The organism is Bacteroides sp. GM023, from assembly GCF_014750685.1.
Taxonomy (GTDB): Bacteria; Bacteroidota; Bacteroidia; order Bacteroidales; family Bacteroidaceae; genus Bacteroides.
Map to the genome: position 1 here is coordinate 455,603 of NZ_JAAXGE010000009.1, position 20,691 is coordinate 476,293.

Genomic DNA, 20,691 nt, shown 5'->3' on the forward strand with positions numbered 1-20,691 from the left:
GAATCTCTTTTTCATCGTTTCCGCTTAATAAGCAATGTAATAGACTAAATGAAAGAATACAGGAGCCGTATAGGACAGGGAATCAATGCGGTCGAATACGCCACCGTGTCCGGGGATGCTGTTTCCCATGTCCTTGATTCCTTTATCCCGCTTGATGGCTGAGATAACGACATCTCCCGAGAATCCGGCAATGGCAATGAGTGCACTTACCAGGATTACATTAGGGCCGGAAAGCGGAGTGAGGAATCCCAGGAAATAACCGATGATGGTAGTGCTGATAACACCGCCCAGGAAGCCTTCCCATGTCTTGTTGGGACTAACTTTCGGCAGAATCTTATGTCGTCCGAAGAGTTTTCCCCATACGAACTGCATGATGTCATTGATTTCCGTAAGGAATACAAGGAATAGTAATAATCCGCGTCCGCCCGCATTGAAGCCCGGCAGTTCGGGAAGCGAGAGGAGATAGGCAAGGTGACTGATACCGAATACGGAAAGCATCAGTATCCATTGCAATAGTGCCATTGACTTGGTGATGCCGTGTGTCTCTCCTTTCAAGACGAGCCGGAAAGGGAGTACGAGGAACATAACTACCGGAATGAAGATGATATATGCTCCATACCACGCTATATAGGCAAGATAATATTGGATAGGAATAGCCAGTATCCCCCAAAACAGTGCCCCGCGGTCTGCTTCTCTGAACCCCAGCACAGAATAAAGTTCCCTGAAGGCTATGAAAGAGAGGAAGGCGAGGAAGAAATAAGAAATATCATAGCTGATAAATACAGCACCAATAAACATAGCTGCCATAATCCACCAAGAACGGGTGCGGGCGGTGAGTTCACTGATATTTGTTTTCGGAGACAGCTTCTTTACAAGGAAAAGAAGAATACTTGCCGTGACAAGTAATCCGATAATAAGAGAGATAACAATGATTAGTTCATCGCTTAGCGTAGGGAAGATTTTGTCTAGTAGTTCTTTCATTTTATTTCATGGTTTGTAGTGTGCGACATGAGATACAGCCGATAGATAAGTGTGGCAATCAGACCGATATTCATAACTATAAGGGTAATAAGACATACCATCTGTTCGTATCCCCAATGCAGGGTGCAGGTGGCGACAACGAAAGCGAAAGTCAGTAATGCCATGCGGTGTTGTTTCGCCATCGGCCCGTTGAAGAAATGCTGTTGTGTCTTATGAGCACCTATCCAGCGGAAATAAGCGGTCATTACAGCAAGCAGGGCAGCCAGCCACCCCAGTTCTATTCCGAACCCGCCTGCGACATAACCCACCGGAATGATGAACAGGGCATCGGCAAAGCGGTCGGGCATATCATTATAAAGGTCGCCGTTGGCACTTTTCTTTCCTCCTTCGATGGCTACCATTCCATCAAACAGATTGCAGAGCAACCGTGATTGCATACAAACAATAAACAGGATATAGGCAACATATTTATTGAAATCGGGATAGATAACTGTACTTATCAGCAGGAGACAACCAATCAGGGCAAAAAATACGCTCATCATGGATATTTGATTGGGGGTAACGCCCCAACGGGTAAGTTTACGGGCGATAATATGAGCCCAAGCGGTGTTTCGTGAGGCTATTTCCCGCCGTCCGTCTACTTCGTCTTTCATATTTACAGGTGTTTATGAGTCGCAAATATACACATCATATTAAGAGTTGCAAAGGAATGAGGAAGAATTTTGAAATACGCCTGTTTTCAATAAAATAAAAAAAAGTTTCGAGTGGTTTGTGGAATCTGTGTGAAATCTGCATCTCTATAGTAAAAGCGAATTAATTGTATCATTTAAAAATAATAAGGTTATGAAAACAAGTCAATTCAGAGCGATGATGCTCGTACTGCTGATGGCAGTTGTTTCTTTAGGTACAGTGAGTGCACAAACTATTACCGTGATGGGCACGGTGACGGAAGAGGAAACAGGAAATCCGGTTATCGGTTGTTCAGTCCTGGTTAAGGGAACTACTAATGGTGTAATAACCAATATGGATGGCCAGTATTCTATTCTGACTAAAAAAGGGGAAACGCTATTGTTCAGTTACATCGGATACCAACAGGAACAAAGAGTCGTGAAATCAGCACAACTGAATGTGAAGATGAAAGCGGATAATCTAGTATTGGAGGAATGTATGGTAGTAGGTTATGGACGGCAAGATGTAAGAACTGCTAAAACAAAATCAGTTGCTTATATGGCAATCTGTCCAACGCCGGGCATCATGTATGATAATGCAAATACGGAAGAATACGGTCAGATTCAGGAGAACGGCTTCAAGAATGTATCGGATGCCGCACTTTCGACTTTCTCTATTGATGTGGATGCCGCTTCTTATAGTAATATGCGCCGTTTTATCAATAAAGGAGAACTGCCGCCTGCTGATGCTATCCGCACGGAAGAATTTGTGAATTACTTCTCATACGATTACCCGAAACCGACAGGTAGTGACCCTGTGAAAATTACCATGGAATCCGGAGAATGTCCCTGGAATGCTTCCCACCGCCTGGTACGTATCGGATTAAAAGCCAAAGAAATTCCTACGGATAATCTGCCTGCATCCAATTTAGTTTTTCTGATTGACGTCTCCGGTTCTATGTGGGGAGCCAATCGCTTGGAATTGGTGAAGTCATCTCTCAAATTACTGGTGAATAACTTACGTGATAAAGATAAAGTAGCTATCGTGACTTATGCAGGCAGTGCAGGCGTGAAGCTGGAAGCAACTCCGGGCAGCGACAAACAGAAGATTCGCGAAGCGATAGACGAACTGACGGCAGGCGGTTCTACCGCAGGTGGTGCCGGTATCCTGTTGGCATACAAAATAGCGAAGAAGAATTTTATCTCTAACGGCAATAACCGTATCATTCTCTGCTCCGACGGTGACTTTAATGTAGGCGTTTCTTCGGCAGAAGGATTGGAACAACTGATAGAGAAAGAACGGAAGAATGGAGTATTCCTTACCGTATTGGGCTATGGAATGGGAAATTATAAAGATAAAAAGATGCAGGTTTTGGCAGAAAAGGGAAATGGAAACTATGCTTATATAGATAATATGCAAGAAGCCAACCGTGTCTTGGTCGGTGAATTTGGTGCTACTCTCCATACTGTTGCGAAAGATGTAAAATTGCAGGTAGAGTTTAATCCTTCACAAGTACAGGCATACCGTTTGATAGGTTACGAAAGCCGTCTGCTGAAAGATGAAGACTTCAATAACGACGCGAAAGATGCCGGAGATATGGGTGCAGGACATACAGTGACCGCTTTCTACGAAGTAATTCCTACAGGCGTGAAGAATGACTATGTAGGTAAGGTAGATGATTTGAAATATCAGAAGAAAGAAAAAGTGAGCGTGAAACCGACAGGTTCCAGTGAACTCCTGACTGTGAAGCTGCGCTACAAAGCTCCGGATAAAGACGTCAGCAAGAAAATGGAGCTTCCTTTCGTTGACAGCAAAGGAAATAATGTATCTTCTGATTTCCGCTTTGCTTCCGCCGTAGCGATGTTCGGACAGTTACTCCGGGATTCTGACTTCAAAGGAAACGCCAGTTATGACAAAGTGGTAAACCTGGCAAAACAAGGACTGAACAATGATGATAAAGGATATAGAAGAGAATTTATCCGCTTGGTTGAGACAGCTAAAGGCCTGGTGAAATAAAGGTATAAAAGAAAAACCGCAGGTAATCATCGATTATCTGCGGATTTCTTTTTGCACGGGAGGAGAGGCTCGAACTCCCGACACCCGGTTTTGGAGACCGGTGCTCTACCAACTGAGCTACTCCCGTGTTTGCGGCTGCAAAGGTAGTATAAACTTTTGAACCTCCAAATATTCGGGTAAATAAGTTTTGAATTATTTTAATTTTTCCCACTCATCGGGCTTAAAACCGACTAGGACAAAGCTGTCTGCCACTACCAATGGGCGTTTCACCAATTTGCCGTTTGTTGCCAGTAGTGCTATTTGTTCTTCTTCACTCATGCTTGGTAGCTTTTCGCTCAGTTTCAACTCTTTATAAACTAATCCGCTAGTGTTGAAGAATTTCTTTATAGGCAGACCGCTGCGGGGAATCCATGCTTTTAATTCTTCCACCGTAGGATTTTCTTCTACAATTAACCGGTTTGTAAACTCAATGTTATTTTCTGTTAACCACTTCTTGGCTTTCTGACATGTGCTGCATGCCGGGTACTGCAAAAATAAAGGTGTCATACTCTTTTCTGATTTTATTATTTAATACTTGTCACTTTATACTTATGATAGTAGCTGCAAATCCTGATACATAATCCGGTAAGCCGCCGCTTTCTTGTCCAATGCCAGCGGGTAGGCCCGCGATGAAGAAGGCATACGATATAATCTCATAGCCCGTCCTTCAAAAACAAACTCTGCATAATCACCAACTTTCGGTTCTTCCACATCAAACTGTTGACGAAGCGTATCCGTCGCTTTCTGTCCCGTGGTGACGATGGCCTTACATTCGGGAAGCCGGCGAAGCAATGCCGCCACATCGGTAGCTTCCACGACTTCCAAAAACTTATCCGAAGCATTATCCTGCAATCTGCGGATAGAAGAAGCTGTGTCGAACAGCGCAATTCCCTTTTCATTCAGAAAGTCTATAATTCGTTCGCGGCAGAACGCTTTTCGTGTCGGATTTAGAAAGTAATCTTTGTCATTAAAGAACAAAATACCGAAAATCCGCCACATGTCATTATTCAGATTCGGGTAGTAAAAGTCCATTGACCAACGTTTTTTCTGTGGTGGAAAACTCCCCAACATAAGAAGCTTTGTTTTCGCAGGAAGAAACGGTTCTAGCGGATGTTTTTCGATTTCCATTTTTATACGTCATTTTAATTTCCTGCAAAAATAGTGATTCTATTTATTTCCCTCAAAATCAATGCAAAAAAATGCTATATTTAAAATAATTAGTTATTTTTGCAGCATAATGAATGCTTGGTTTATTGTAATATCATTGAGAGTAAGAGTTATTGTAAGTTGCTGTTTTTTAAGCCTGTTCTTTTTCATTAGTGAAAATAGCTACGCTTCAGAGCAACAAGTGTCTAAACAAACAATAGAAACCCCTGCTTATAAAACTACAGTAAGGGGACGAGTTGTTGACACCAATGGCGAACCGCTAATCGGTGCAACTGTACGTGAAAAAGGGGGAGCCAATGGAACCGTGACCGATATTGACGGAATTTTCTTTTTATCCATTCCGGATAGTGCTGTTTTACAAATATCCTTTGTGGGCTATGAAACGATGGAAGTCAGGGTAGCAGGCAGAGCTATGCTTGAAATCACCCTCCAGGAAAATGCCATAGAGCTTGACCATGTTATTGTGACCGCCCTGGGGCTTGAAAAGGATGAGGCTACACTGGCTTACTCCGCACAGAAAATAAAAGGAGAAGAACTCAGCCGCGTAAAAGAAATAAATATGATTACCGCCCTTGCCGGAAAAGCTGCCGGGGTGCAAGTCAATAAAAACTCATCCGGTATGGGTGGTTCTGCGAAAATCAGTCTTCGTGGTATCCGTTCGGCTTTCGGAGATAACCAACCGCTGTATGTAATAGACGGAGTACCGATGTCCAATACCTCTTCGGAACAATCTTATTCAGCTATTGGTGGAACAGCCAATGCCGGAAACAGGGATGGGGGAGACGGTATCTCGAATCTGAACCCGGAAGATGTGGAAAGTATCAGTATCCTGAAAGGTGCTCCCGCCGCCGCTCTATACGGAAGTATGGCAGCCAATGGCGTAATCCTTATTACTACCAAGAAAGGAAATTCTACCGGACAGAGAAATATTCATTTTTCTACCGGATTGACTTTTGATAAAGCGTTCAGCCTGCCTAAGATGCAAAATCACTATGGAGTAAGTGACGCGGTAGACAGTTGGGGGGAAAAGGGGTATTTGCCGACGAATAATACTCTGAAAGATTTCTTCCGTACGGGACTGACATCCATCACTTCCGTATCCGTAAGCTATGGAAATGAAAGCCTGCAAACTTACTTCTCTTATGCCAATACAACCGGAAAAGGGATTATTGACAAGAATAAACTGAGAAAACACAATTTCAATTTGCGTGAAACAGCCACCATGTTCAATAAACGTCTGAAACTGGATGGTAACGTTAATGTCATGAAGCAAACGGTAGAGAATAAACCCGTTTCAGGTGGTTTCTATATGAATCCGTTGGTAGGACTTTACCGCTTTCCCAGGGGAGAGGATTTATCTTATTATAAAGATAACTTTGAAACCTATGATGCCGAAAGAAAACTAGGTGTGCAAAACTGGCATACGTTTACCGAGGACTTTGAACAAAATCCCTATTGGATTGTGAACCGCATACAAAGTAAGGAAACACGTACGCGCGTCATCCTTTCCCTTTCAGCCAGTTTCAAAGTAAATAACTGGTTGACAATTCAGGCTCGTGGCAATATGGATTATTGGAGTGATAAGTTACGCCAGCAATTCTATGCCACTACCGCTACCGCTTTGTGTGGAGCAAACGGACGTTATATTGAGATGGACTATCAGGAGACGCAGATGTATGGCGACGTCATGGCTATGTTTAAGAAAACCTGGGGGGACTTTACACTGGATGCAGCCATTGGTGGCAGTATCAATGATAGAGTTACCAACTCCACGCGCTATGACTCGAAGAACGCTTCTTTGAAATTTGCTAATGTGTTCAATATAGCCAATATCGTAATGAATAGCTCCGCCAGTATCGACCAAAAAATAGATGAACATCGACAATTGCAATCTCTCTTTGGAACGGCACAGATTGGCTATAAGGAAAAAATATTCCTTGACTTGACAGCCCGCAATGACTGGGCGTCCACTCTCTCTCATACAACGCATGAAAAATCAGGTTTCGCTTACCCTTCCGTCGGTCTTTCCATGCTGCTCGATAAATGGGTAAAGATGCCCGAATGGGTTTCTTTTGCAAAACTGCGTGGTGCTTACAGTAAGGTAGGTAACGATATTCCACCGCATATAACCAATCCCTCGTCACATGTTAATGCCGGCGGAGAGATACAGGCGAATGATGCAGCCCCTTTTAGAGAAATGGAACCGGAAATGACTCATGCCATCGAATTTGGAACGGAATGGCGATTCTTCCAGCATCGCTTGGGAGTCAACCTGACTTTTTATCGTACCAATACTTATAATCAGTTTTTCAAACTTCCTGCGCTTGCCGGAGATGAATATGCTTTCCGATATGTAAATGCCGGAAATATTCAGAACCGGGGATGGGAATTAACACTGAATGCAACTCCGGTGCTGACCTCTGATTTCAGTTGGAAAACTTCTCTGAACTTCTCTTCCAATAAAAATAAGATTGTGAAGCTGCATGATGATTTGCAGGAGATGGTCTATGGCCCTACCAGCTTTTCGTCCAGCTATGCAATGAAACTTATCAAAGGCGGCTCTATCGGCGATATTTATGGCAAAGCTTTTGTGCGTGACGACAAAGGAAATATTGTCTACGAAACAGAAGGCGATAATAAAGGGCTTCCGTCAGTGGAAGGAGACGGCAATACGATAAAAGTAGGAAATGCCAACCCCGTCTTTATGATGGGATGGAACCATACCTTCTCTTACAAAGGTTTCAGCCTTTACTTCCTGCTCGATTGGCGTTACGGCGGCAAAGTGCTTTCACAGACACAGGCAGAAATGGACCTTTACGGAGTCTCTGAAGTAACGGCCGATGCCCGTGATAAAGGATATGTCATACTCGAAGGGCAGAAAATAAACAACGTAAAAGGATTCTACAAGACAGTGGGCGGACGTGCCGGAGTGACGGAGTACTATATGTACGATGCCACCAACCTGCGATTGCGCGAGGTGTCGTTAAGCTATAATCTCCCCAAGCAATGGTTGCAGAAAACGAAAGTCCTGAAAGATGTGCAGCTTGCGTTTGTAGCCCGCAATCTCTGTTTCTTGTATAAGAAAGCTCCTTTTGACCCGGATTTAGTACTTTCTACGGGAAATGACAACCAGGGTATCGAAGTATTCGGAATGCCCACCACCCGGAGTTTGGGCTTCTCAGTGAAATGTGAATTTTAAAAGTAGGAGAGAGGAATGAAGAAGAAATATATACATCTATACCTGATAGGATTACTGCTGCTTTCCGTCGCTTGTACCGGAAACTTCCGTGACTATAACACCGACTTGTCCGGTATCACGGACGACGACCTGATTATTGACGATAACGGCTATGGAATCCGCATAGGAATTATCCAACAAGGCATTTACTTTAATTACGACTTCGGAAAAGGAAAGAACTGGCCTTTCCAGTTGATACAGAACCTGAATGCGGATATGTTCAGCGGCTATATGCATGACGGCAAACCATTGAACGGCGGTTCGCACAACTCCGACTATAATATGCAGGATGGCTGGAACAGCGCCATGTGGACACATATGTACTCCTATATCTTTCCTCAAATATACCAATCGGAGAATGCTACCCGTAACACGCAACCGGCTCTGTTCGCTATCACCAAAATCTTAAAGGTAGAAGCCATGCATCGGGTAACGGATTATTACGGCCCTATCATCTACAAAAACTTCGCCAACGCAGCCAACCATTATCGTCCCGACACCCAAAAGGATGTCTATTATGAATTCTTCAATGAGCTCGACTCTGCCGTTGTTGCCCTTACCGGCTACATAGAGGAAAATCCGGATGCTAACGGCTTCGCCCGTTTCGATATTCTGCTGGATGGCAAATATTCCTCCTGGATGAAATTCGCCAATTCCCTGCGCCTGCGTCTTGCCATGCGTCTTGCATCTGTTGCTCCCGGTAAGGCACAAACTGAAATTGCAAAAATAAAGGAAAACGACTACGGTTTCTTTGAAATGGTAACTGAGGGAGCGTCAGTCTCCACCCAATCTGGATATACCAACCCGTTAGGAGAACTCAACCTCGTTTGGAATGAAACCTATATGAGTGCCCCGATGGAATCCATCCTGACAGGCTACAAAGACCCCCGCTTAAAAGCCTACTTCACACCTTGTACGGACGCAGCACTCAACAAAGGATATCGTGGCATCCGCCAGGGAACCTGCTTTGCCCACAACCATTATGCCGGACTGTCAAAACTCTCTGTCACCCAATCTACCGACGCCCCTCTGATGACCGCCTCGGAAATTTGGTTCCTGCGCGCTGAAGCCGCTTTACGTGGATGGACAGACGAAGATGAAGAAATCTGCTATCGGAACGGAGTGATTACTTCTTTCCAACAATGGGGAGTCTACGGTGTAGAAGACTATTTGCAAAGCGAACTGACTGCTTCGGACTTTATCGACACCTACGACGAAGAAAATAACATCGAAGCCCGTTGCAAAGTCTCCCCAAAATGGAGTCAGCAGGACGATAAAGAAACGAAACTCGAAAAGATAATCACTCAAAAATGGATTGCCATGTTCCCCGAAGGCTGTGAAGCCTGGGCTGAACAAAGGCGAACCGGCTATCCACGCCTATTCCCCGTGCGCTTCAATCACAGCAAAAACGGATGCATAGATACGGAAATCATGGTACGCCGTCTCAACTTCCCCGGCACCCTGCAAACAGAAGACCCGGAACAATATCTTGCCCTCGTTGAAGCTCTGAACGGAGAAGACCATGGCGGCACCCGTCTTTGGTGGGATACAGGAAATAACAACCTGGAATAAAAAATCTATGAAAGTAATGTGTGTATATGTATAGGTTTAACTAATTTTGCACCTTCATTTAAACACATTTATTCATGAAACAGATTATTTCTGCTTTTTTCCTCTGTATGCTGCTTTCTGCCGTACCGGAATTGCGGGCGCAAAACATTCAGTTACATTACGATTTTGGACGCTCTCTGTACGATAAAGACCTGAAAGGCCGTCCCTTACTGACCTCTACCGTAGAGAAATTCCATCCCGACACTTTTGGAAGCACCTATTTCTTCGTAGATATGGACTATACTTCCAGCGGAGTAGCTTCCGCCTATTGGGAAATAGCCCGTGAATTGAAATTCTGGAAAGGCCCTTTCTCCGCCCATCTTGAATATAACGGCGGCCTGGCCAAAGAATTTTCCTACAACAACGCCTACCTGGCCGGAGCTACCTACACTTTCAACAACACCTCTTTCACCAAAGGCTTCAGCCTGACTGCCATGTACAAGTACATCCAAAAACATAAATCGCCCAACAACTTCCAGTTGACAGGAACCTGGTACATACACTTCTGTAACAACCTGCTGACATTCTCCGGCTTTGCCGACTGGTGGCGCGAAGAAACTGCCTACGGAAAAACAATCTTCCTCACCGAGCCGCAGTTTTGGGTAAACCTGAACCGTATCAAGGGAGTAAATAAAAACTTCAACCTCAGCGTAGGCTCTGAATTAGAATTAAGTAATAACTTCGGTAATCGTGACGGCTTCTACGCCATCCCGACACTCGCCCTAAAATGGACATTGAATTAAATGAAAACAGACCTGATTTACGGTGTAGAAGACCGTCCGCCTTTTAAAGATGCCCTGTTTGCAGCCCTGCAACATCTTTTGGCTATCTTCGTCGCCATCATCACCCCACCGCTTATCATCGCAAGTGCCCTGAAACTGGACGTAGAAAAAACGAGCTTCCTGGTTTCCATGTCCCTTTTTGCTTCGGGAGTATCCACCTTCATCCAATGCCGTCGCATCGGCTCGATAGGAGCGGGACTACTCTGCATCCAGGGAACCAGCTTCTCCTTTATAGGCCCTATCATCGCTACCGGACTCGTCGGTGGCTTGCCCTTAATCTTTGGCTCCTGCATGGCTGCCGCACCTATCGAAATGATTGTCAGCCGCACATTCAAATACCTGCGCAACATTATCACCCCGCTGGTATCCGGTATCGTCGTCCTGCTCATCGGGTTAAGCCTGATAAAAGTCGGCATCGTTTCCTGTGGCGGCGGATTTTCCGCTATGGATAACGGCACATTCGCCACTTGGGAGAACCTCTCAATCGCAGCACTGGTACTCCTGAGCGTATTATTCTTTAACCGTTGCCGGAACAAATACCTGCGTATGAGCTCCATCGTACTCGGACTCTGCCTGGGCTATGGCCTTGCCTTCGCCCTCGGGAAAGTCGACATGAGTGCACTCAACATAGAAATGCTGATGAGCTTCAACATCCCGCAACCTTTCAAATACGGCATTGACTTCAACGTCTCTTCCTTCATAGCCATCGGCCTGGTCTATCTGATAACAGCCATCGAAGCCACCGGAGACGTAACCGCCAACTCCATGATTTCCGGTCTTCCGATAGAAGGAGACGCCTACCTGAAACGAGTTTCCGGTGGAGTAATGGCAGACGGATTCAACTCTTTCCTGGCCGGAGTATTCAACTCCTTCCCGAACTCCATCTTTGCCCAAAACAACGGTATCATCCAACTCACCGGAGTAGCCAGCCGCTACGTCGGCTATTACATAGCTGCCATGCTGATACTTTTAGGACTATTCCCCATCGTAGGAGCCGTATTCTCCCTGATGCCCGACCCCGTATTGGGTGGCGCCACCCTGCTAATGTTCGGCACAGTAGCCGCAGCAGGTATCCGCATCATTTCCTCACAGGAAATCGGTCGTAAAGAAACTCTGGTATTAGCAGTCAGCCTTTCTTTGGGATTGGGTGTAGAATTAATGCCGGACGTATTACAACAAGCCCCCGAAGCGATTCGAAGCATATTCTCTTCAGGAATCACCACCGGCGGCCTCACTGCAATTATAGCAAATATAGTAATACGGGTGAAAGAAAATTAAGTATCAGGTATCAGTATTAAGTATTAGCCGTAGTCGATTAATACTTGATACCTAATTCTCAATACTTAAATTACTCATTTTATCAGTAATATGGAAGGGGAAATCAGGATACTCGTAAAGACTGAAACGAGGTTCGGTTTCCCCTTTCGTATAGCTCCATATAGAAGCATAATCTTCCGGGTCTTCCCCCATTCGTGCCAACTGGCGCAGGTAAGCCGCCAACGACTTATTCTCCACAATATAAATCTGTCCCATCTGATTGATAATCGGACTATGATGGCGCGTGCCATCATGCTCAAAACGCAGAATACGTTTCCCTTCTTCCGTCAGTCCCACCAACTGGAAAGTCATACTCTTACCGATAGCCGGCAAATTCAATACGCTACGGTCTGTAGCAAGGAAAGGTAAATGATGCTTTCTCATAAAGCGTCTCAACTGCTTGGCGACATCCTCTTTGGTCTCCTCTTCCGTTCCCACTTTCGTCTCCAAAATCCGATACAACTCTTCCGCCTGCTCCGAAGTCATCCGTCCATATATCTTTTCCTCCTGCTGCTCCTGCATCGAACGACTGTTCGGCGCAAATACCGCATAATTCTCATTGAATCCCTTCACGGAAAAAGTATAATAACACATCACTCCCAAAGAATTGAGCACCTGCCGAAGCCGTGTAGTATGTCCCCGTCGCGAAGCCGCCACCGTATATACCAACTGATTCGTAATAATCCATCCCGCAGAAAGAATCTTCCGAATCGCCTCTTTAGCTTCCGGCGTCACCTCCAGCGGTGTCTGAAAATGCGTCTGAATAATAAACTGCTTCACCCCGACAGCCGAAGCCTTCTCCTTAAACTCACGCAAAAGTTCCACCAGCCCGTCATTGATACGCATCGGCAAATAAGCCAACAACCGCGACCCCAACCGTACCCGTTGCAACTCCGCATATTTCTCACCTTCCGGCCGTTCAAGATTCGCTTTCTGCTTACGCACAGCCATCCGATACACCGCATCCAAAATATGCTGAAGCGTCTTATTCTGACTCATCAACGCATCCCCACCGGTAATAAGAATATCCCGCAACTGCGTATCCTCTTCAAAGTATGTCATCAACCGCCGTAACTTGCGGTCCCACGACTCCTTCGGCCGTAAAGACTCAAACTCAAAATTCAACCGTTCACTCTGAAAATCATACATCCGCTGGCAAGAAGCACAAAGTCCGCCGCAAGCCCTTCCCATCGTATCAGGAATAAGAATAGCCACTTCCGGATACCTCCGGTGAATATTATGCCCGTCCGGCAACAACCACCCCGCCGCATTCGGCTTCCCAGACTCTACAATATCTTCTTTCTCCCACGCATGAATATTCCCATACGTCTCCACCAACCGCGGCGAATAAAGAATATAACTCCGAATTGCATCGTCATTATACCCATATCCCGTAACATTCAGCAACGACAAATAATAAGGAGTCGCAAAAAACGGCATCCCCTTCTTCCGGGCCCGATAAAGCAAATACATAGTCTCCGACGAAAGCGAATTTCCCAAGAACCGGTTCAACTCCCCCGGACTCTTCACCGCCATCGCCAAATGAAAGCGGAAATCATTCCACCACTCACTCACCAACCGGTACTTCTCCTCATAACTCATCCCATCCTCAAAGTGAAAACGCACCGAAGGCTTCGACTTCCTGTTCTCAATCTTCTGAATCAGCAAATGCAGCATCCGTTCCTTATTCTCGTCCCGCACCTCGCGTACCTCTTCATCCAACCCCGTTTCCCACCGGTCATTCCGATTCTTAATACGCTGAACCGACGGCAAAGGTACTGCATCCCCCTTCAACCGACCGAACATCTGAAAAATCTCAATAAACAAATCCGTCGGCATCTCCATATTCTCCAACGTCCCCGTCAGAAACTCATAAAGCAACCGAATCGTCCGTACCGGCATATCCTGTCCCGTAGACAGTTCATGCACATCCACTCCATCATACTGAAGTAAAAGTCGAATTTGCTCCCTCGCCTCCTCCGCAGCCTCATTCTTCATACCACAAGCCCCCAGGAATTTCAGCAATCCAGCCTTAAAGTCGTCAACAGTAACGCTCCCCTCAGCTATCTCCACCAACTCCGGTATCTCCTGATTATAAATTTGTTTCAACTGTGAAAAAGTAAGCGTAAGCATTTTCTTTTGTTTCATAAGCAATCTATCTTTTTTTTATTATTGTTGTTTATTACAAAGTATAAGTCTAAAACATGAGTACTCCCCACACCCCGCATGGTTTCCCCGGCCTCGTCTGAACGGCGTCAAGCGTAGGTCTTATTCCCGGCGTTAAGAAGGGCAGACTGTTTGAGCGAAGCGAGTTTCTGCCCTTTAGCCGGGGATGAGACCGAAGTAGCCGGGCAGACGCAGCCTTGATTTTTTCTTTTTGGTACTTTTTCTTTTGTATCAAGACAAAAGAAAAAAGTACATAAAGATAACAAAAAAAGCGGAAGTACAAAACCCCCGCTTTTTCTATCATGTCAATCTTTACGATTTTCTAACATTTAAAGCAACTTATTTTTTCGTTTCCGTGTCATCATTCTTCCGTTTCGGCTCTTTCTTAGCCAGCAGAACGATATTATAAACATAATCCGTCATCCACTGCTCCGAATACCCCAAACGCTCTTTGTACTGACGCACAGCCGCCGCCGTCTTATGCACATCATCCGCTTTCCACACCGTCTTGGTGCAAACATCATGTACCGTCTTCTGCGTCATGCCGTAAAGAGCCTTCTTGAAGATAGACGGCATACGGAACTTCCACTGCATCAGATTCCCCATCAACATCATCAAGTCATTAGAGAATCCCTGATACATAAACAAATACGACTGAATATCATTCTGTGTACGGCAATTACGTTTCACCGAAGCATCTATCTCTTTAAAGAAACTCTCCTTCAGCCCATAATCCTGCATCAACATCTTGCGGGAAGCCGCCTTCTCCGCCAGCCCCAACTTACCATTCTGCGTAGGTACCTTAAACAAACGTTTAAAATTAGCCACGTCCGGCAAGAAGCGGATATTTGTAATACCAAGATTAGTGGCGATAACTGACTGGAAATAAACCCGTGTCAGAGATATGAAATCTTCTACATTGCCGACTTTCGTTTCATCGGATTTCTTCTTGAATAAACCAAATAAGCCCATTGTTATAGTTACAATTTTATTATTTACAATTTACTATTTGAACGTGTGGCAGTCATACTACATTCCAACCACCTGATGCTTTGCGCGCAAAGGTACAAAAACAGTTGGGTTTTACCAACATTCCAAGTCCTTTTCGATGTCCGGCATTGTCTCTTTTTTGAAAACCGGACTCTGAATCCCCGCTTTCTTCTGCGCCCGGTAATCATTGAGCAACCGGATTGCATACTTCCCGAGGAAAAGAATAGCAACCAAGTTACAGATAGCCATCAATGCCATTGTGACATCTGCCAGACTCCATACCATATCCAGCGTAGCCAGCGAACCGAAAAGCACCATCCCGCCGACTAAAATCCTGTACGCATGAAGCACCCACTTCCTTTGAGTAATAAAACGTATATTAGCCTCTCCATAATAATAATTTCCCAAGATACTACTGAAAGCAAAGAAGAAAAGAGCCACAGCCACAAAGATACTCCCCGACGCACCAATCTCATTCGTCAACGCCTGTTGAGTAAGCTGCACCCCGTTTGCCGAACCATCCAACGGCGCCCCGCTGAACAAGATAATAAAAGCCGTACATGTACAAATCAATAACGTATCCGTAAAAACCGCCAAAGTCTGTATCAACCCCTGCTTTACCGGATGGCTGACATGAGCCGTAGCCGCCGCATTCGGAGCCGAACCCATACCGGCCTCGTTACTGAACAATCCCCGCTTAATCCCCTGCATCAACGCGATGCCGACTCCGCCTGCCAACGCCTGTTCCCATCCGAAAGCATGACTGACAATAAGCGCGATCACATCCGGTAAATGCCTGATATTAAGAACCACAATCACCAACGCCAAACCGATATACCCCAACGCCATCACCGGCACAATCACACTACTGACACGGGCAATCCGGTGAATACCGCCAAAGATGATAGCCAACGTCAGAATCGTCAGCACCCCACCCAATATAGCATGATTGAAACCGAACGCATGCTCCGCAGCGGCGCAAATCGTATTACTCTGCACAGAATTGAACGCAAACCCGAAAGTAACGCTAATCAATACAGCGAAAAGCATCCCCATCCACGGCTGTTTCAAGCCCTTCTTCATATAATAAGCAGGTCCGCCGATGAACGAATCCTTCCCCCGTATCTTGTACAACTGCCCCAGTGTAGATTCAATAAAAGCACTCGAAGCACCTAGCAAAGCAATCACCCACATCCAAAAGATAGCCCCCGGACCACCGATAGCGATAGCCGTAGCCACTCCCGCAAGATTTCCCGTCCCTACACGACTGGCAATAGAGATTGCAAACGCCTGAAAAGACGACACATGTTTCTCTCCGTGTTTCCCTTTTCCGGCAGATTCGCTAAGTAATACAATCATTTCGCGAATCATGCGGAACTGCACGAAGCGTGTCCGTATGCTGAACCAAACGGCACATCCTAAAAGCATGATGATTAGGATATACGTCCAAAGAACATCATTTATTTCATTGATAAAAGTCATAGTTAAGTATTAAGTATCCCAATATTGTGTGGCTATTCGCTTTTCATCCGGAAGTAAAATTTATGATTTTCGAATACAGGCTCCACAATATCATAACGAACAAATTTGGCAAGCAGATGTTCAGCAGCCCGGCGTGAAACTCCTGCTTGGCGGCAATAGCGATTGAGTGAAAGCAAAGTCCCCTGTTCCAGCTGGTCCAGTAAAAGCTGTTCGCGCTCGGTGTAGCGGATAAGTTCCCCGCGTGGGCTGTCACTCTGCTGCCATACACGTAGATGTATAGTCGTTGCCAATATATTTTCGTCTTTGATGCGGAGATAGGCGAGCGGTTTGCCTGTTTCGTCTTTGGCATATACCGGTTTGTGCGGCGTTTCTTCAATCGTAGCCACTAAGACCTGTCGTCCTTCCACTATATATGTTTTCAGGGTATATTCCACTTCCGGCACACAGTAAAGTTGCGCGGCAGCTTCAATCATATATTTCTCCTCTTCGGAGCGTACCCCTGCAATTTTCCCATTGTCTTTTACACCAATAAGTAACCGTCCTCCGTCGGTGTTGGCAAAAGCAGAAAGAGTCTTGGCTATTTTGCGTGCATCGGAAATTTCGAACTTAAAATCCTGTTGTTGATGCTCACCTTCAGCAATCAGTGCATGTATATAATCGGTATCTGTAAGCGGTTTCATGGCTGCAAAGGTAGATAAAAAAGGTGAAAACCCCTTTTTTTGCATAATTTTCGAGGAATAATTCAAAAAAAATATTGTTTTTATGCGTTTATTTCGGGAAACAGTGTATTTTTGCGGCACATTATTAACGAAAAAAATAAAAGGATTATGAAAGAATTGGTAGAAAAGGTAGCAGCTCTTTATGCTGACTTCTCAAAAGATGCTAACGCTCAGATTGAAAACGGTAACAAAGCAGCAGGAACTCGTGCTCGTAAGGCTTCTTTGGAAATCGAAAAAGCAATGAAAGAATTCCGTAAAGCATCTTTGGAAGCTTCTAAGAACTAATAGTTAGAAGACTACTAAGATATTAGAAAAATGGGAGGGTCTATCGTAAGCGATAGGCCCTCTTTCTTTTTTCTAATTGGTTGAAAATTCATTTTCATACGGTTATGGATTAATTCATTCCACAAGCTCTTGTCTTATGCATCTCACTATAAAATAAACTAAGAACCTATATGGATGATGTATTTGGTTATTCACATTTTTCACATCATGCTAAGTTGCTTATTCACAAATGTTTCCTGTGAATAAACAGTGCTGTTTTCATTCTTCACTACCCTTCACCCTCTTCACCAATCGGGTATTTACTTATTTCATCAATTTCCGTTTTTTGTCAAACGTTTAGCAAAAAAATATTCGTTTTCTTTCAATATAAGAATTAGCCTTTCTTACTACTTATAAATCAATGTCTTATCGTATATTTTGTTTCTATTTACTAATCGCCGACTATTGTTGTCTATCTAGCCAACTAGAGTCGGCTCTTTAGACAACAATAGTCAGCTAGATAGACGACAATAGTCGGCTTCTTATATGCAAACTATTTAATTTGATAAGATTGCCATAGCTGAGACGAAGGCTACGAACTGTGAAGGTACAAACTGCGAAAGTGTGAACACTGTGAAGGCGTGAAGACCATGAAGAAGAGGTTTCCTCTTTATCTGTTCACCGGGAACACCTATCAGACAGATAATTATCTTCCAGTGAAGAAAGTGAAAGAGATGAATTCAACTTTATTGTGTCTTTCGTCATTTTCGGTGCGATTCGTTCATTTCCGTACGGTTTCTAGTGAATAAAGAACTTTATGGAATCATTGAAAATGAATACTAGAATCAAATTTAATCGTATATTTGCGCAGGTAATCAGAACGGGAATTTATGAACGAAAATGTCTTGGCTAAACTGAAGATACTTGCGGAATCTGCGAAGTACGATGTTTCCTGCTCTTCCAGCGGCACAGTGCGCTCCAACAAACCGGGGACACTAGGCAATACTGTGGGAGGATGGGGGATATGCCATAGTTTTGCCGAGGACGGGCGGTGCATATCACTGCTGAAAATCATGCTTACCAATTACTGTATCTACGATTGCGCCTACTGCATCAACCGCCGTAGCAACGACCTTCCACGCGCCACCTTCTCCGTATCCGAATTGGTGGAGCTGACGATGGAATTCTATCGTCGCAACTATATAGAAGGACTATTCCTAAGCTCCGGCGTTGTCCGCAACCCGGATTATACGATGGAACGCTTGGTGCGTGTTGCCAAAGACCTGCGCCAGGTGCACCGCTTCAACGGATATATCCATCTGAAAAGTATCCCCGGCGCCAGCCGCGAACTGGTGAACGAAGCCGGACTGTATGCCGACCGTCTTAGCGTTAACGTAGAAATTCCCAAAGAAGAAAACCTGAAACTGCTTGCACCGGAAAAAGACCATAAAAGCGTCTTTGCCCCAATGAAATATATCCAGCAAGGTGTACTGGAGAGCAAGGAAGAACGGCAGAAATTCCGCCATGCCCCGCGCTTCGCACCTGCCGGACAGAGTACGCAAGTCATCGTCGGCGCCACTTCCGAGTCGGATAAAGACATCCTTTTCCTCTCGTCGGCACTCTACAACCGTCCCACGATGAAACGTGTCTACTACTCCGGCTACGTCTCCGTAAATACCTACGACAAGCGTCTGCCCGCATTGAAACAGCCGCCGTTGGTACGTGAAAACCGGCTTTACCAAGCCGACTGGCTGCTACGTTTCTACCAGTTCAAAGTAGACGAAATAGTGGACGACTCCTATCCGGACCTTGACCTCGAAATAGACCCGAAACTCTCGTGGGCCTTGCGCCATCCCGAACATTTCCCCGTCGACATCAATAAGGCGGATTACGAAATGCTTCTCCGTGTGCCGGGCATCGGTGTGAAATCGGCGAAGCTGATTACCGCTTCCCGGCGTTTCTCCCGACTGGGCTTTTACGAATTGAAAAAGATAGGAGTAGTGATGAAGAAAGCGCAATATTTCATCACCTGCAAAGAACTCCCCCTGCAAATGCAGACCGTGAACGAGCTTTCCCCGCAACGGGTACGCACCTTGCTACTGCCGAAACCTAAAAAGAAAGTGGACGAACGCCAGTTGATGCTTGACTTCGGAGAATGAACATTTATATCTACGATAAAACCTTTGACGGTCTGCTGACTGCTGTCTTTGACGCTTATTTCCGCAAGACCTTTCCCGATGAACTCTTGTCGGAAGGAGATGCTTTGCCCTTATTCTATGATGAGTTGCATACGGTGGTCACCGACGAAGAGAAAGCCGCCCGCGTATGGCGTGGATTACAGAAGAAAGTTTCGTCCTCGGCATTGGGTTGCCTTACTCAAAGTTGGCTGTCGGAACTGCCGGAAGTGGGAATCCTTATTTTCCGCTATATCCGCAAAGCGATTGATGCTCCCTGTTCCGTTGAAACCAATTTTGCCGACCCGGATGTCCTGCAACTGGCGCAAATATGGAAAAAGGTAGATGGAGAACGGATGCATCTGATGCAGTTCGTCCGTTTTCAGAAAGCGGCGGATGGAACGTTTTTCGCTGCTTTTGAACCGCAATTTAACGCATTGCCGCTTACTGTCCACCACTTCAAAGACCGCTTTGCCGACCAGAAGTGGATTATCTATGATATGAAACGCCGCTACGGCTTTTATTACGACTTGCAGGATGTGGCAACGATTTCTTTCGATGATGACAGCCGCGAATCCCATCTGATTACGGGGATGCTTGACGAAAGTCTGATGGATAAAGACGAGAAACTCTTCCAACAGCTTTGGAAAACATATTTCAAGGCGATTTGTATAAAAGAACGCATGAACCCGAGGAAGCACAAGCAGGATATGCCTGTGCGCTATTGGAAATATTTGACGGAGAAGCAAAAGTGAAAATCACCATAAGGCAACTTTCCCTAAATTGTCTATTTCTAATTTGGCACTTATACCCATCGCTTTAAAGACTTTAGCTAGCGTGGAAAGAGTTAAGTTTTTCCCACTTTCTATGCGGGAGATTTGGGCTCTTTGTACACCTATCAGATTTCCTAGTTCTTCTTGAGTGAGATTTTTGGATTGTCTGGCTTTTTTTATGGCTTCTCCAATAAGGAAAGATTGTAAGTCCTCTTCAAATTTATCACGTGCAGGAGTTCCCTTCTTTCCTATATGTTTATCTATAATTTCTTCTTCTGTATAAAACTTCATCTTTTCCATATT

At 45.1% G+C, this 20,691-nt stretch carries 18 protein-coding genes and 1 tRNA gene; 9 read left to right on the top strand and 10 right to left on the bottom strand.

Annotated elements, in window-relative coordinates; translation table 11 throughout:
• Positions 1–24 precede the first annotated feature (24 nt).
• Positions 25–981 carry a phosphatidate cytidylyltransferase gene (locus HC965_RS19945; protein ID WP_022138765.1) on the bottom strand — a complete coding sequence of 319 codons (957 nt, stop codon included), beginning with the start codon at positions 979–981 and terminating at the stop codon, positions 25–27.
• Positions 978–1,634, bottom strand: coding sequence for a CDP-alcohol phosphatidyltransferase family protein (locus HC965_RS19950; protein ID WP_191033099.1), 657 nt, complete (start codon positions 1,632–1,634; stop codon positions 978–980). The genes HC965_RS19945 and HC965_RS19950 overlap by 4 nt, the downstream gene beginning before the upstream one ends.
• 190 nt (positions 1,635–1,824) lie before the next feature.
• Here HC965_RS19950 and HC965_RS19955 point away from each other — a divergent pair, with 190 nt between their 5' ends.
• Complete coding sequence (locus HC965_RS19955) at positions 1,825–3,666, top strand: VWA domain-containing protein (RefSeq protein ID WP_191033100.1); 1,842 nt, start codon at positions 1,825–1,827, stop codon at positions 3,664–3,666.
• Positions 3,667–3,720: 54 nt separating this feature from the next.
• Here the strand turns inward: HC965_RS19955 and HC965_RS19960 are convergent.
• From HC965_RS19960 to HC965_RS19970, 3 genes are all read right to left on the bottom strand, one after another.
• Positions 3,721–3,793, bottom strand: a tRNA-Trp gene (locus HC965_RS19960).
• Between the two features lie 65 nt (positions 3,794–3,858).
• Positions 3,859–4,212, bottom strand: a complete 354-nt coding sequence (locus tag HC965_RS19965; protein ID WP_191033101.1) for an arsenate reductase family protein — start codon at positions 4,210–4,212, stop codon at positions 3,859–3,861.
• A 42-nt stretch (positions 4,213–4,254) separates the two neighbouring features.
• Entirely contained in the window at positions 4,255–4,833 is a 579-nt protein-coding gene (locus HC965_RS19970) for a uracil-DNA glycosylase family protein (protein ID WP_191033102.1), read from the bottom strand.
• Positions 4,834–4,942: 109 nt separating this feature from the next.
• On the opposite strand from HC965_RS19970, the gene HC965_RS19975 reads away from it, so the two are divergent.
• The 4 genes from HC965_RS19975 to HC965_RS19990 all read left to right on the top strand — a co-directional run bounded on the left by HC965_RS19975 (position 4,943) and on the right by HC965_RS19990 (position 11,781).
• Positions 4,943–8,071: a TonB-dependent receptor gene (locus tag HC965_RS19975; RefSeq protein WP_191033103.1), complete on the top strand. Its 3,129-nt coding sequence runs from the start codon at positions 4,943–4,945 to the stop codon at positions 8,069–8,071.
• Between the two features lie 15 nt (positions 8,072–8,086).
• Entirely contained in the window at positions 8,087–9,682 is a 1,596-nt protein-coding gene (locus tag HC965_RS19980) for a SusD/RagB family nutrient-binding outer membrane lipoprotein (protein WP_191033104.1), read from the top strand.
• 74 nt (positions 9,683–9,756) lie between these two features.
• Complete coding sequence (locus HC965_RS19985) at positions 9,757–10,464, top strand: DUF5020 family protein (RefSeq protein ID WP_191033105.1); 708 nt, start codon at positions 9,757–9,759, stop codon at positions 10,462–10,464.
• Positions 10,465–11,781 carry a nucleobase:cation symporter-2 family protein gene (locus HC965_RS19990; protein WP_191033106.1) on the top strand — a complete coding sequence of 439 codons (1,317 nt, stop codon included), beginning with the start codon at positions 10,465–10,467 and terminating at the stop codon, positions 11,779–11,781.
• A 51-nt stretch (positions 11,782–11,832) separates the two neighbouring features.
• Here the strand turns inward: HC965_RS19990 and HC965_RS19995 are convergent, their stop codons facing one another.
• From HC965_RS19995 to HC965_RS20010, 4 genes are all read right to left on the bottom strand, one after another.
• Entirely contained in the window at positions 11,833–13,968 is a 2,136-nt protein-coding gene (locus tag HC965_RS19995; RefSeq protein WP_191033107.1) for a KamA family radical SAM protein, read from the bottom strand.
• 357 nt (positions 13,969–14,325) lie between these two features.
• A complete protein-coding gene (locus HC965_RS20000) occupies positions 14,326–14,958 on the bottom strand; it encodes a hypothetical protein (protein WP_191033108.1) in 633 nt (210 codons plus the stop codon).
• A 111-nt stretch (positions 14,959–15,069) separates the two neighbouring features.
• On the bottom strand, positions 15,070–16,458 hold the full coding sequence (locus HC965_RS20005; protein ID WP_191033109.1) for a sodium:alanine symporter family protein: 1,389 nt from the start codon (positions 16,456–16,458) through the stop codon (positions 15,070–15,072).
• 32 nt (positions 16,459–16,490) lie between these two features.
• Complete coding sequence (locus tag HC965_RS20010) at positions 16,491–17,138, bottom strand: helix-turn-helix domain-containing protein (RefSeq protein WP_191033110.1); 648 nt, start codon at positions 17,136–17,138, stop codon at positions 16,491–16,493.
• A gap of 147 nt (positions 17,139–17,285) precedes the next feature.
• Between HC965_RS20010 and HC965_RS20015 the strand changes: the two genes are divergently transcribed.
• From HC965_RS20015 to HC965_RS20030, 4 genes are all read left to right on the top strand, one after another.
• On the top strand, positions 17,286–17,462 hold the full coding sequence (locus tag HC965_RS20015; RefSeq protein ID WP_008760134.1) for a histone H1: 177 nt from the start codon (positions 17,286–17,288) through the stop codon (positions 17,460–17,462).
• Between the two features lie 629 nt (positions 17,463–18,091).
• Positions 18,092–18,250: a hypothetical protein gene (locus HC965_RS20020; RefSeq protein WP_191033111.1), complete on the top strand. Its 159-nt coding sequence runs from the start codon at positions 18,092–18,094 to the stop codon at positions 18,248–18,250.
• 81 nt (positions 18,251–18,331) lie between these two features.
• Entirely contained in the window at positions 18,332–19,600 is a 1,269-nt protein-coding gene (locus HC965_RS20025) for a putative DNA modification/repair radical SAM protein (protein WP_191033112.1), read from the top strand.
• Positions 19,597–20,370: a TIGR03915 family putative DNA repair protein gene (locus HC965_RS20030; RefSeq protein WP_191033113.1), complete on the top strand. Its 774-nt coding sequence runs from the start codon at positions 19,597–19,599 to the stop codon at positions 20,368–20,370. The genes HC965_RS20025 and HC965_RS20030 overlap by 4 nt, the downstream gene beginning before the upstream one ends.
• A gap of 3 nt (positions 20,371–20,373) precedes the next feature.
• On the opposite strand, the gene HC965_RS20035 is transcribed toward HC965_RS20030, so the two are convergent.
• Positions 20,374–20,688: a helix-turn-helix domain-containing protein gene (locus HC965_RS20035; RefSeq protein ID WP_191033114.1), complete on the bottom strand. Its 315-nt coding sequence runs from the start codon at positions 20,686–20,688 to the stop codon at positions 20,374–20,376.
• Between the last annotated feature and the right edge of the window lie 3 nt (positions 20,689–20,691).